Source organism: Mesocryomonas lacus (genome assembly GCF_055730135.2).
The window spans coordinates 283,015-296,593 of record NZ_JBUZWE020000005.1 but is presented as its reverse complement, the minus strand read 5'-3'; the positions used below and the strand labels follow the sequence as shown (position 1 = coordinate 296,593).

General features: G+C 65.9%; 8 protein-coding genes. 5 read left to right on the top strand and 3 right to left on the bottom strand.

The genetic code is table 11. The annotated features are described in order from the left end of the window. Positions 1-171: 171 nt before the first annotated feature. The 3 genes from ACZLZY_RS10460 to prfB all read left to right on the top strand — a co-directional run bounded on the left by ACZLZY_RS10460 (position 172) and on the right by prfB (position 5,320). On the top strand, positions 172-1,416 hold the full coding sequence (locus tag ACZLZY_RS10460; protein WP_472933482.1) for an N-acetylmuramoyl-L-alanine amidase: 1,245 nt from the start codon (positions 172-174) through the stop codon (positions 1,414-1,416). Between the two features lie 219 nt (positions 1,417-1,635). Continuing rightward, complete coding sequence (locus ACZLZY_RS10455; protein WP_472933481.1) at positions 1,636-4,077, top strand: penicillin-binding protein 1A; 2,442 nt, start codon at positions 1,636-1,638, stop codon at positions 4,075-4,077. A gap of 114 nt (positions 4,078-4,191) precedes the next feature. Next, positions 4,192-5,320, top strand: a protein-coding gene (gene prfB, locus ACZLZY_RS10450; RefSeq protein WP_472933480.1) for a peptide chain release factor 2 whose coding sequence is annotated in 2 segments (ribosomal slippage) — positions 4,192-4,260 and positions 4,262-5,320 — 1,128 coding nt in all. Because the reading frame shifts where the segments join, the coding sequence is not laid out codon by codon here. 63 nt (positions 5,321-5,383) lie between these two features. Here prfB and ACZLZY_RS10445 read toward each other — a convergent pair. Beyond that, positions 5,384-6,703, bottom strand: a complete 1,320-nt coding sequence (locus ACZLZY_RS10445; protein WP_472933479.1) for a M23 family metallopeptidase — start codon at positions 6,701-6,703, stop codon at positions 5,384-5,386. A 174-nt stretch (positions 6,704-6,877) separates the two neighbouring features. Continuing rightward, positions 6,878-7,351 carry a peroxiredoxin gene (locus tag ACZLZY_RS10440; protein WP_472933478.1) on the bottom strand — a complete coding sequence of 158 codons (474 nt, stop codon included), beginning with the start codon at positions 7,349-7,351 and terminating at the stop codon, positions 6,878-6,880. 295 nt (positions 7,352-7,646) lie between these two features. On the opposite strand from ACZLZY_RS10440, the gene ACZLZY_RS10435 reads away from it, so the two are divergent. Next, positions 7,647-10,994: an AsmA family protein gene (locus ACZLZY_RS10435; protein WP_472933477.1), complete on the top strand. Its 3,348-nt coding sequence runs from the start codon at positions 7,647-7,649 to the stop codon at positions 10,992-10,994. A 46-nt stretch (positions 10,995-11,040) separates the two neighbouring features. Here the strand turns inward: ACZLZY_RS10435 and tyrS are convergent, their stop codons facing one another. Continuing rightward, a complete protein-coding gene (gene tyrS, locus ACZLZY_RS10430) occupies positions 11,041-12,297 on the bottom strand; it encodes a tyrosine--tRNA ligase (RefSeq protein WP_472933476.1) in 1,257 nt (418 codons plus the stop codon). Between the two features lie 92 nt (positions 12,298-12,389). Between tyrS and ACZLZY_RS10425 the strand changes: the two genes are divergently transcribed. Continuing rightward, complete coding sequence (locus ACZLZY_RS10425) at positions 12,390-13,529, top strand: anhydro-N-acetylmuramic acid kinase (RefSeq protein WP_472933475.1); 1,140 nt, start codon at positions 12,390-12,392, stop codon at positions 13,527-13,529. Positions 13,530-13,579 lie beyond the last annotated feature (50 nt).

Below are 13,579 nucleotides of genomic sequence, written 5' to 3'. Positions count from 1 at the left end.
AAAGGTGTGTGAGTCTTCCCGGCCTCACTTCTGCTTTTATGATGCGCGAGGCGGAGAAACAAGTGTAAAGCCCTGCACCGGCTTGCTCCAGACCGTTTAACCCACCGCTTCTCCGGTTTCGCGCAAGGAGAATACGGGGTGTTGCGGCGAAATCGCCTTTCTCGGGATGCCATGCACCAGGCAAGTCTTCTCCACCATCGGCGCCTCCTTCTGATCTGCGGGGCGATGCTCCTCCTTGTCGCAGCCGTCTTCAGCGGCCGGGCGCACGCGCAATCGGCGGCGTCGGTGGGAGGGGAGGCGGGCGACAGCGTCCTTGTCGGCCTCCGCCAGGCCGTCTCGCCCAAAGGCTTCACCGCGACGCTCGATCTTCGCGGGACACCGCGCTCCAAGCTGATCCTGCTGCGCAACCCCAACCGGGTTGCGATCGACCTGTTCGACACGGTCTCGGCGCTCGAACCGGTCGAGGTCGAGAAGAATGCGCTGGTCTCGGAGATGCGACAGGGCCTCGTCGCGTCCGACCGTTTCCGTATTATCCTGACGCTGAAGCAGCCGGCCCTGCCAAAGGCGTCGTTCGAGATGAAGGACGGTCACACCATCCTCAGCCTCGCCTTGACGCAGAGCGATGCGAAGAGTTTTGCAAAGGCCGTGGCGACCCAGCCGGTCGGCCACGGCCCGGACCCCGTTCCCGTCGCGTCGAGTGCTCCAGACGACGATGTGACGGTGGTGATCGATCCCGGCCATGGCGGCATCGACACCGGCGCACGCGGCCGGAACGGAACCCTCGAAAAGGACATCAACCTCCTCTTCGCCCTCGCTTTGCGCGACCGCCTGAAGTCTGAAGGTCACCTCAAGGTCATCATGACCCGTGAGGACGACCGCTTCATCTCGCTCGGCGAGCGCTCGGCGATTGCCCGCCGCGCCAAGGCGAACCTCTTCATCTCGATGCACGCTGATTCGATCCGCTATGCCGACATTCGCGGCGCCACCGTCTACACGCTGTCGGGCCGCGCCTCGGACGCTTTGTCGAGCGAAGTCGCAGAGAGCGAGAACTCCTCCGACCGCTTCGTCAATCCGGAATGGCAGAAGAACGAGCCGGAGGTCTTCGACATCCTGATCGAGCTCATGCGGCGCGAGACCGACAGCTTTTCCGAGCATTTTGCCGCGGGGCTGGTGCAGGAACTCGGCCGCCACAAGATTCGGCTGATCCGCAATCCCAAGCGCTCGGCTGGCTTCAAGGTGCTGATGGCGCCGGACGTGCCTTCGGTGCTCGTCGAGATCGGCTACCTCTCCAACATCGACGACGAGAAGCTCCTGGTCGACGAGTCCTGGCGCAAGGATACCGCCGACGCCGTCGGCAGCGCCGTGGCGGACTTCTTCCGGCTGAAGCAGCCAAGCGACAAGGCGGCGCGCGACTGACGCGGAGCTGTGGGATCGCTGCCACACTGCCGCGTCAAGTCGGCGTCGGAACCCCTTATGGGTCATGCGCTTGCCGTATTTCGAGAGCATCCGCAGGACGACGGTCGCCATACCAGCTATAGCGGGTGAAACGGGGCCCGAGGGCTCGACGGGCCTTTGCCCGAAACGTAGGAGCCCAGCGGCAAGGCGGATCGGTCCGTGCGCGGGGACGGAGCTCAGATGATCAGACTGCTCGGCTATTTCTTCGGGATCGGCACGGTGATGTTCCTGATCGTGGCCGCGGGTGTCGCGCTCTACGTCCAGAACATGAGCGAGGACCTGCCAGACTATCAGGTGCTGGCCGCCTACGAGCCGAAGGTCACCACGCGCTTCCAGGCGTCCGATGGCTCGCTGATGGCCGAATACGCCAAGGAGCGCCGGCTGTTCCTGCCGATCCAGGCGATCCCCGACCGTCTGAAGAACGCCTATCTCGCCGCCGAGGACAAGAACTTCTACGAGCATCCCGGCATCGACATCCAGGGTCTCGGGCGCGCCGTGCTGATGTTCGCCAAGGGCGGCCCCCGCCAAGGCGGCTCGACCATCACCCAGCAGGTGGCGAAGAACTTCCTCCTCACCAACGAGCAGTCGATCGAGCGCAAGGTGAAGGAAGCCATCCTGTCGCTGCGCATCGAGCAGGCCTATTCCAAGGACCGCATTCTCGAGCTCTACCTCAACGAGATCTATCTCGGCCTCGGATCCTACGGCGTTGCCGCAGCTTCGCTCGCCTACTTCGACAAGTCGGTGAACGAACTGGAGATCCAGGAGGCGGCCTATCTCGCCGCTTTGCCAAAAGCTCCTAGCAATTACGACCCGTTCCGCCACCCCGACCGCGCGCTCGAGCGCCGCAACTGGGTAATCGACCAGATGGAAGCAAACGGCGTCATCACGCACGCCGAGGGCGCGGAAGCCCGCGGCAAGCCGCTCGGCATCAACCCCAAGCGTACCGGCACCTATCTCTTCGCCGGCGAATATTTCACCGAGGAAGTCCGCCGCGAGGTCATCCAGCGCTACGGCGTAAAGGCGCTCTACGAGGGCGGCCTTTCCGTCCGGTCGACGCTCGATCCCGTGCTCCAGGTCGAGGCCCGCGGCGCCCTGCAGCGCGCGCTGCTGCGCTATGACGAAGCCCGCGGCTACCGTGGTCCCGTCACCAGCATCGATATCGAAGGCGACTGGGTGAAGCCGCTCGGCGCCGTGCCGGCCTTCTCCGACGTGCCGGAATGGCGCCTGGCGGTCGTGCTGTCGGCCGAGCCCGACAGCGTCAGCCTCGGCCTGCAGTCGACCCGCGCTCTGTCCGGTGCACCCGGTCAGGACCGCGACCTCGGCACGCTGGCGCTCGCCGACATGAAGTGGGCGCTGCGAATGAACACTGCCGGCAAGACTTTGTCGGTCCGCTCGGCCGACCAGGTGCTGAAGCGCGGCGACGTGGTGTTCGTCGAGAAGAAGGCCGAAGGCGAGGGCTACCGGCTGCGCCAGCCGCCGAAGATCCAGGGCGGCCTCATCTCGATGGATCCGCACACGGGCCGCGTGCTCGCCATGGTCGGCGGCTTCTCCTACGCGCAGTCCGAGTTCAACCGCGCCACCCAGGCCTACCGCCAGCCCGGCTCGTCGTTCAAGCCGATCGTCTACTCGGCGGCGCTGGACAATTTCTACACGCCGGCCTCGGTGATCATGGACGGCCCGATCTCGATCCCCGACGGCAACGGCAACATCTGGACGCCCAAGAACTACGGCGGCGAATCAGCGGGTCCCTCGACATTGCGCTCGGGCATCGAGCACAGCCGAAACCTGATGACGGTGCGTCTCGCCAAGGACATGGGCATGAAGCTCGTGGCCGAGTATGCCGAGCGCTTCGGCGTCTACGACAAGATGGGCCAGTACCTGCCGATGGCGCTCGGCTCGGGCGAGACCACCGTGATGCGGATGGTCTCGGCCTATTCGGTCATGGCCAATGGCGGCCGCTCGATCGAGCCCTCGCTGATCGACCGCGTGCAGGACCGTTACGGCCGCACCATCTACAAGCATGACAACCGGGGCTGCGAGACCTGCAACGCGCAGACCTGGCAGGATCAGGCGGAGCCGGAGCTCGTCGACAACCGCGAGCAGGTGCTCGATCCGATGACCGCCTACCAGATCACCTCGATGATGGAAGGCGTCGTCCAGCGCGGCACCGCGACCAGCGTCAAGGCACTTGGCGTGCCGGTCGCCGGCAAGACCGGAACGACCAATGACGAGAAGGATGCCTGGTTTGTCGGATACACGCCGGACCTCGTGACGGGCGTCTACCTCGGCTACGACAACCCGCAGCCGCTCGGCAAGGGCCAGACCGGCAGCGGACTGGCCGCTCCCGTGTTCACCGATTTCATGAAGCAGGCGCTGGCGGGCAAGCCGGTCGCCAACTTCCGCGTGCCGGAAGGCATGACGCTGATCTCGATCAACCGGAAGACCGGCATGGCCGCCAAGGGCGAGGGGACGATCGTCGAGGCCTTCAAGCCGGGCACCGGCCCGTCCGACAGCTACCAGGTGATCGGCGACGACGAGATGGCCTATGGCTCGGCGCCGGCCCCGGTCTCGCAGCAGACGCAGGACGCCATCGTCCAGGGTGGGGCCGGCGGTCTTTTCTGACCGTCGGAACCACCGCGTTACGGCGGCAAGGCGAAGGGTCCGCTGCTTTACAGCTGCCGACCCGGGTCCTATACCCGCCGCCATCCTTTCCATCCCAAGCAGCGGGGTAGCGGCATGCGTGCCGAGTTCGAAACCATGACCTCCGACATCAAGCAGGCCATAAGCCTGCTGAGGAGGCATCTTTGACTGGGACGCTTCCCTTAAGCGCCTAGAAGTCCTCAACGCGCAGTCCGAGAACCCTAACTTCTGGAACGATGCCGCCGAGGCGCAGAAGCTAATGCGCGAGCGTCAGTACATCGAGTCCTCGATCGACGGCATCAACAAGATCGAGCAGGGCCTGCAGGACAACATCGACCTCATCGCCATGGGCGAGGAGGAGGACGACTCCGCGATCATCGACGAAGCCGAATCCTCCATTCGGGCCATCAAGGCCGATACCGACAAGCGGCAGATCGAGATGCTGCTGTCGGGCGAAGCCGACAAGTTCGACACCTATGTCGAAGTCCACTCCGGCGCCGGCGGCACCGAGAGCCAGGACTGGGCGTCGATGCTCCTGCGCATGTACATGCGCTGGGCCGAGCGCGCGGGCATGAAGGTCGAGCTGCTGGAGCAGCATTCCGGCGAAGAGGCGGGCATCAAGTCGGCGACGGTGATGTTCAAGGGGCACAACGCCTATGGCTGGATGAAGACAGAATCGGGCGTCCACCGTCTGGTCCGCATCTCGCCTTTTGACAGTCAGGCCAAGCGCCATACCTCGTTCGCGTCGGTCTGGGTCTATCCGGTCGTCGACGACACCATCGACGTCGAGATCAACGAGTCGGATTGCCGGATCGACACCTACCGCGCCTCAGGCTCGGGCGGGCAGCACGTGAACACGACCGATTCGGCCGTGCGTATCACCCATATGCCGAGCGGCATCGTGGTGCAGTGCCAGAACGAGCGCTCGCAGCACAAGAACCGCGCGACGGCCTGGGACATGCTGAGGGCGCGCCTCTACGAGGCCGAACTTCAGCGCCGTGAAGAGGTCGCGAACAAGGAGGCCGCGTCGAAGACCGACATCGGCTGGGGCCACCAGATCCGGTCCTACGTCCTGCAGCCCTATCAGATGGTCAAGGACCTCCGGACCGGCGTGCAGAGCACGGCCCCGCAGGACGTGCTCGACGGCGAAATCGACGAGTTCATGGAAGCGGCGCTCGCGCACCGCGTCCATGGTGGCAGCGTGGATGTCGCCGACGTCGACTGAGGTCGCGACGAAAACCTTTCGGCCATAGGCCGGCTGCAGATCACTGCAGCCGGCCTTTTTCGTTCAGGTGACCGCGTCGAGCTTGCGTCCGGCGCGCAGAAAGCGCGAGGGATCGATCGGGCTGCCGTCGCGCCGGACCTCGTAGTGGAGATGCGGCCCGGTGCTGCGGCCGGTCGAACCGACACGGCCGACGATGGTGCCGGCCAAGACCTTGTCGCCAACACCGACAGCAATGCTCGACAGGTGGCCGTAGCGCGTCACCATGCCGCCGCCATGGTCGATCTCGACCATGTTCCCGTAGCCGCCGTTGGAGCCGGCTTCCGTGACGGTTCCCGCCGCGGCCGCATCCACCGCCGAGCCGCTCTCGGCCACGAAGTCGATGCCGGTGTGCATGGCCGCTTCGCCGAGGAACGGGTCGCTGCGCACGCCGAAGGCCGAGCTGATCAGCTTCGACGCGACGGGCGAAGCGAGCGGCAATCTTGTCGTGCGCTGCTTCAGGAGCTGCAATTCGGTGAGCGCGCGGTCGAGTTCCTGGAAGCTTGCATCGAACAGCTGGTCGGTCGGGGCGGCAACGAAGGGACCGCCTTCGCCGCCAGCAAAGGTCGTCAGGTCCGGGACGGCGATGCCTTCCGAGCGCAGCACCGAGGCGATGTCGCCCGCCTTGCCGCGTGCCTTCTCGGCCAGCGTGGTGAGATCGGCGATCTGGGTATCCTGAACGCTGTCGATCGACTTGCCGATCTTGCGGATCAGGTCGTGCGCAATGCCGGGGGCAGGCTTGGGCGCCTGAACGGCTGCATCGCGCCGGAGCCACGGCCCTGCGCCGGCGGAGCCATCGACGAGATCGAAGCGGGCGAGGGCGGCGTTCGGCGTGGACCCGAGAAAGGCCAGCGGCTTCGTTTCGGCTGCCGGCGGAGGGGAGGCAGCCTCGGCAGTCGAAGGCTTCGGCTGGGGCACCGGCACTGGCGCGGGCAGTAACCCGCTGTCGCGGGCGCGGTCGAGCAATGGCTGCAGCTTGTCGTAGCGTGCGGAAAGCTCGACCTGCTGTCCGATCAGCGCATCGACCTTGCTCTCGACGATCTGCTGGTCGAGCATCTGGCGGCTGACAACGCGATCGAGCTGGGAGCGGAGGGATGCAATCCGCTCCTCGTAGGATTGCTGGAGCTTCAGTTGGGTATCGCTGGCCGACGAACGGAGGTCGTTTTCCAGCAGCAGGTAGCAAGCGGTCGAGGCACAGCCGATGAAGAGGGCCATGGCGAGGGCGCCGGACATGCCGACCAACCGTGCGGACACCGTGAAATGCCGGACCTTCTCGCCCCGCGCGATGATGACGGTGTGCGGTTGCTTCTGCTGGCCAAAGGTATTCTGCAGCTGAGCCGAAGTCATGATGGGTCCCGATCAGGAGCGGCTCACCAAGCCGCGTCCTGTCGGAGTAGACCTTGTTAGGGTTAACAAAGCCTGACCGGTCGCGCGCAGCCACTTCATCTCAGGCTGGAGAATTGAGACGTAACACGTTGAGAGCGAAGAGATGATCTCTCCGAAAGCCCGGCCGAAAATTGATCAGGCCGACAGGGCGCGGGCGGCCGACAGAACCTCCTGAGCGTGACCGGGCACTTTTACCTTCGGCCAGAGTCCGACGATGGTGCCGGACGCGTCGACCAGCGCCGTAGTGCGCTCGACGCCCAGGTAGGACTTTCCGTACATGCTCTTTGTCACCCAGACGCCGAAGGCCTCGAGCAGCACCTTTCCCTCGTCCGACAACAGTCGGACGCCGAGATCGTGCTTGTCACGGAACTTGGCATGCTTCTTCACCGGATCGGGGGACACGCCGATCACCTCGACACCCGCTGCCGCGAAATCATTCTGCAGGCTGGTGAAGTCGATGGCCTCCTGGGTGCAGCCGGAGGTGTCGTCCTTCGGATAGAAGAAGAGGACGAAGGGTTTGCCTTTCAGATCGGCCAGCGCGACCGGTGCACCGGCGTGATCGGGCAGCTGGAAGTCGGGGCAGGGCGTTCCGATGCTGAGCTTGGACAAGATGCCATCCTTTCGGCCAATTGGATTGTGATGGGTCGCGCGGCAATACCGCAGTCGCCGACCTCAGCCTAGAGCCGTGGCCGCCATTTGGCGACCGGCGGCGCGGGCGTCGATGCCGGTGTATTGTTTGCCGAGGTCATGTCGGAGTGAGCTTCGCGTGGCAAGGATGTGTGTGCTGCTGTGGGGTGGCGATTCGCGATGGCGGTAGCCTTGGGTGGTTCGAACGCATGACGAAGACACTGACACCGCTTGGCGCGATCAACGGCGATCGCCCTGATGTCAGCGGAACTCGCGTTTGAGACGCCTCGGTCGCATCTCCTGCGCGGTTCTCAGCACCGGCATGACGTTCGGTGTCCTGGTCGGCAGCTTCGTCTTCCTGGCGCTCGGGACCGATCGGGGACAGGACCTGATTCGGCGACAGACCGAGGCTGTGGTCGCCGATGTGCTGGGTGCCGACCTCTCCGCCCAGTTCGGCGACCAGCGTATCGGCTTTGCCGACGACGGCAATCTTGCCTTGGAATGGTCTGACATCCGTCTGATGCGCACCGGCCTGCCACGGGCGCGCGTCGATTCGGTCAAGGTCGGCCTGCGGATCCTGCCGCTCCTGACCGGTCGCGTCCTGTTCAAGACGATCGAGGTTCGCGGCAGCCGGATCGACCTGACCGGCTTCCGCTCGATGCTCGGGGCAACCCGCCCGGGCGTCGGCGCTCAGTTCGCCGCGACGGCGCCGGTGCCGACGCTGCCGAAACGCTCCGCGCGTGCTATGCAGGTGATCGAAAAGCAGCTCGGCACCCTGCAGCGGGTCGGCATCGAGCGCATCGTCCTCGGCGACATCGAGGTCATCGTGCCGCTGGGGACCGAGGGCGACACGATCACCGGGCGGCTCGAGCGCGGCAATTTCCAGCTTTCGAACAACCGGGCCCTGACCGCCACCGCCGATCTCCGGGTGCGCGGCATGTCGGTGCCGGTGACGGGGCGCGCCGACTACGACGCCAAGAGCGCCCGCTTGCAGTCGCTGCAGCTGTCGGCCGGCCCCGTGGCGCTCGGCGATCTGCTGCCGGCCGCACCGGAGAGCGACACGCTCGACATGCGCCCGATCGGCATCGAGGCACCTCTTACCGTCGCGCTGGATGTCAACACCCGCAACGAGGACGATGCGCGGGTCGCGACCCTCTCGCTCGATCTCGGTGCCGGCGATCTTCAGGCCGGTCGTGGCCACACCAAGATCGAGAAGGTGAAGGCCAAGCTCCGCTATGTCGAAGGCGAGGAATCGATCGAGGTCGCCGACACCCATGTCGCCTTCGACGGCATGTCGATGGGCCTCGAGGGGCGCGCGGTGGCGCTGTACGACCGTCCGATCACCAACGAGTTCAACGGTTTCGGCTTCTCCCTGCAGACGCGGGACATGACCTCGTCGGTCGGTGCGACCGCCGGCAAGACGCTGGACGGCAGCCTGCTAATCGAGGGGCGCAACAACATCGCGGCGAACGAGGCCGTGCTGTCGAAATTCGCGCTGGAGACCGGCGGCGGCACCCTCAGCGGAAACGCGGCGCTGCGCTTGGGCACGCCGGACGCGCGCACGGAACTGAAACTGGCGGCCACCGACCTCCCGGCCGCGAACATCAAGGCGTTCTGGCCCTTCAACCTCGCCGTCAACACCCGCCGCTGGGTGCTCAGCCATCTCGGCGACGAGGGCACCGTGCCGAGCGGCACCATCGCCCTCGACCTCCGCCGCGATCGTCTCGGTCCGGCCTTCAAGCCCGGCAGTCACCCGACGCCCGCGGAGATGGACCTCGCCTTTGCCGTGGAGGGGGCGAGTGCACTCACCGTCGGCGACTTGCCGCGCCTGACGGACGCCAAGGGCACGATCCACACCTCCGGCGGCGATACGCAGATTTCCGTCGCCGATGCCAAGGTCGACGGTCTGCCGAACGTCGTCATCGCGCCCAGCAGCATCGCGTTCCTGCGCGCCGCGGAGCCGGCGCTGCAGGACATCGACGGCCAGGTCGACCTCGCTGTCAGCGGCGACGTCCCGGATCTCCTCGAGATCGCCTCCCGCAAGCCGCTCGACGCGCTGCGCAGCCTGCCATTCAAGGCGACGGAAGCGACGGGCAAGGCGACCGCTACCGTCAGCCTGCCGTTCATCCTCGGCGACGACGTGCCGAAGGACCGGCAGTTCGGCGCCTGGAACGTTGCCGTTTCCCTCACCGATACCGGCCTTTCAGTCCCCTTCGAAGGTCGCAAGATTGGTGGCATGACGGGTTCGGTCGATATTCGGCCGGGTGCTGCCACCGGCGAGCTGGAAGGCAAGGTCGACGACATTCCGTCCCGGATCGCCTTCACCCAGCCTTTCGGTCCGACGTCGGAAGCGAAAAGGCTTCTCGAGGTCAGCGTTTCGCTGGGCGATGACGAGACGCGGAAACTGTCGCCGCAGCTGGCCGAGATCGTCGACGGCCCGATCGAGGGAAAGCTGCTGCGAGATGGCGATTCGCCGATGAGAGGCAGTTTTAACCTCAAGGCGACGACGCTGAAGCTGCCCTGGGTCGGCTGGCGCAAGGGCAAGGGGGTCGCGGCCGCGCTCGCCTTCGATATCGTGCCCGGCGACAACGGTGTCGATCTGCAGAACGTGTCCCTGACCGGCGACGGTTTCTCAGCCGCCGGCGACGTCGCCCTGGACAAGAATGGCATCCGCAAGGCGCAACTGAGCGAAGTCGCGCTCAACGAGGGCGATGACGTGGACGTCGGCTTCGAGCGGGTCGCCAACGGGTTCAGCATCCGCGTCGACGGCAAGCGCTTCGACGCGCGGCCTTTCCTCAACGACCTCAAGGCCAATCTCGGCGCCAAGGCCGCCAACCCCACGACCGCCAGCAAGCAGCAGGTCGACATCGGCATCTCGCTCGACAAGGTCCTGGGCTTCGGCAACCAGACCATCGGCGGCTTTTCGCTGAACTATGCCGGCAGCGGCGGCAAGGTTGCGGCCCTGTCGATTTCCGGTTCGACCCGAAGCGGCGGCTTTTCCGCCGATATGTCGCCGCGCGGCGACGACCGGTCGATCGCCTTGCGCGCGCCGGATGCCGGCCTGCTCGCCGCCTTCACCGGCATCTACGGCCGCATGCAAGGCGGACAGGTCGCGCTCGATCTTCTCGGCTCGACCGAAAGCGGCTACCGCGGCACGCTCAATGCCGAAAACTTCACGCTGGTGGACGAGCCGCGGCTCTCGAGCCTCGTCGGCACTTCGCCCGCGCCGAACGCCGCCAGCCTCTCGCAGGCCGTCGGCAAGAACCTCGGCACCGAGAGGGCCTATTTTGACCACGCCTCGGTCGGCATCGACTATGGCAAGAACGGGCTGCGCGTCTCGAACGGCATCATCCGCGGCCCGGTCTTCGGCTCGAGCTTCTCCGGCACGGTCTATGATTCCGCCAACCGCGTCGACGTCGTCGGCTCGTTCATGCCGGCCTACGGCGTCAACCGCATTTTTGGCGCGATCCCGCTGGTCGGCCAGATCCTCGGCAACGGCAATGAGGGCGGCCTGATCGGCATCACCTATCGCCTTGACGGGGCGTTCGCCTCGCCGAAGTTGACCGTGAACCCGATCTCGGCCATCGCCCCCGGCATCTTCCGCAGCATCTTCGCCTATCAGTAGGCGTCGTCCCCGATCATCCCTGGCCATCCGCCTGGATGCCGAGGGCTCAGCCGACGGGACGGATGAGCACGTGCTTCTTGCGGCCGAGCGAGATCTTCACGACGTCGCCGGCGACGAGGTCGGCAGGCCCGACGATCCGCTTCTCGTCGGCGACGGCGGTGTCGTTGATGCGCACGGCGCCGCCCTGGACATGGCGGCGAACCTCGCTGTTGCTGGCGGCAAGACCCGCGCGGACGTAAAGCGTCAGAAGTCCGATGCCGGCCTCGAACTCGGCCGCCGGAATCTCGACGGTCGGCAGGTTCTGGGCGAGCGCGCCTTCCTCGAAGGTCTTGCGGGCCGTCTCGGCGGCCTCGAGCGCGACAGCTTCGCCGTGCAGCAGCGACGTCACGGCATTCGCCAGGAGCTTCTTCGCCTCGTTGATCTCCGAGCCACCGAGGGCTTCCAGCCGGGCGATCTCGTCCATCGGCAGCGTCGTGTAAAGTTTCAGGAAGCGACCGACATCGGCATCCTCGGTGTTGCGCCAGTACTGCCAGAACTCATAGGGGTTCAGCATGTCGGCGTTGAGCCAGACCGCGCCATTGGCCGACTTGCCCATCTTGGCGCCGGACGACGTCGTCAGCAGCGGCGAGGTCAGCGCGAACAGCTGCGGCGTGCCCATGCGATGGCCGAGGTCGAGGCCGTTGATGATGTTGCCCCACTGATCGGAGCCGCCCATCTGCAGCCGCACGCCGTAGCGCTTGTTCAGCTCGACGAAGTCGTAGGCCTGCAGGATCATGTAGTTGAATTCGAGGAAGGAAAGCGACTGCTCGCGGTCGAGGCGCAGCTTCACCGAATCGAAGGCGAGCATGCGGTTGACCGAAAAGTGGCGGCCGACGTCGCGCAGGAACTCGACATAGTTCAGCCCGAGCAGCCAGTCGGCATTGTTGACCATGACCGCGTCGGTCGGGCCGTCGCCGAAAGCGAGGTAAGGTGCGAAGGCCTGGCGGATGCCGGCAAGATTGCTCTCGATGCCTTCCGGCGTCAGCAGCTTGCGAGCCTCGTCCTTGAACGAGGGATCGCCGATCATGCCGGTACCGCCGCCCATCAGCGCGATCGGCTTGTGGCCGGTCTTCTGCAGCCAGTGCAGCATCATGATCTGAATCAGCGAGCCAACATGCAGGCTGGTGGCGGTCGGGTCGAAGCCGATATAGGCGCTGACGGTCTCGGTCGAAAACAGCGCATCGAGCGCCTCGTCATGCGAGGTCTGCTGGATGAAGCCGCGCTCGGACAGCGTGCGCATAAACTCGGACTTAAAGCCGGACATGGAGAATGATCCTTGACGGGGCCGGACGCATCCGGCCGATGAAGGCTGCGGTTTACCAGCATTCCCGTGGATTTAAAGAGCGAGCGACCGGATTGACCGACAGAGCCTCCCTGCGCGCCATCGGCCTGATGAGCGGAACCTCGATGGACGGAATCGACGTCGCCTTGCTGGAGACCGACGGCGTCTCGGCGCCGAAGCGCGGCCCGGCGCGGACCTATGGTTTCGATGAAGGCTTTCGCCGTCGTCTCGCGGCAGGGCTGGAGACGGCGAAGACGATGACCCACCGCGACGAGCGGCCGGGCGCGCTGGCCGCACTTGAGCGAGAGATCACCGAGCGCCACGCGGAGGCCCTCCGTGCCTTCTCGGCGGAGACCGGCATCGACCTCGGCAGCGTCGACGTCTTCGGCTTCCACGGACAGACGGTGCTGCACCGGCCCGCCGAGGCCCTGACCGTGCAACTCGGTGACGGGCAGCTTCTGGCCGATGCCGTCGGCTGCCGCGTCGTCTGCGACATGCGCGCGGCCGACATGCGGGCGGGCGGGCAAGGGGCACCGCTGGTGCCGGCCTACCACGCCGCGCTCGCCGGCGCGCTGCCGGCAGCCATGCAGGCGATGCCGGTGGCCTTCGTCAACATCGGCGGCATTTCCAACATCACCTGGCTCGGCGATGCCGAGGCGCCCATTGCCTTTGATAGCGGTCCCGGCAATGCGCTGCTCGACCAATGGGTGGCGCGCGAGGCCGGCATCGCCTTCGATGCGGATGGCGCCATCGCCGCCCGTGGGGCGATCCTTCAGCCGCTGGCCGAGCGCTATCTCGGCGCTGCCTTCTTCGAGCGACTCGCCCCCAAATCGCTCGACCGTTTCGACTTCGAGGCGCCGACTTCCGAAGACGGCACCCTCGAAGACGTCGCGCGCACGCTCTGTTTCGTCGCGGCAGAGGCGATCCTGAAGGCTGCCGACCATCTCCCGGCAGCGCCAAAACTATGGATCATCTGCGGCGGCGGGCGGCGCCATCCCGTTATCATGCAGGATCTGACGGACGGCGCGGCGCGGACCGGCGCGCGGGTCGTCTCGGCGGAAGAGGCGGGCTTCGACGGCGACGCCATGGAAGCGGAGGCCTGGGCCTTCCTCGCCGTTCGGGCATTGCGCGGCCTGCCGCTGACCTGGCCGACGACGACCGGTTGCAGGGCTCCGACGACCGGTGGCGTCGTCTCGAAGCCGCAACAGAAGTAGCCTCAATAGAAAACGGCGCCCCTGGGGACGCCGTTTGTCATATCTGCAGA

Bases quoted from the DNA above. Each gene is read 5' to 3' on its own strand.
- ACZLZY_RS10460 (WP_472933482.1), top strand. From the start codon at position 172: ATGCACCAGGCAAGTCTTCTCCACCATCGGCGCCTCCTTCTGATCTGC.
- ACZLZY_RS10455 (WP_472933481.1), top strand. From the start codon at position 1,636: ATGATCAGACTGCTCGGCTATTTCTTCGGGATCGGCACGGTGATGTTC.
- ACZLZY_RS10445 (WP_472933479.1), bottom strand. From the start codon at position 6,703: ATGACTTCGGCTCAGCTGCAGAATACCTTTGGCCAGCAGAAGCAACCG.
- tyrS (WP_472933476.1), bottom strand. From the start codon at position 12,297: ATGTCCGGCTTTAAGTCCGAGTTTATGCGCACGCTGTCCGAGCGCGGC.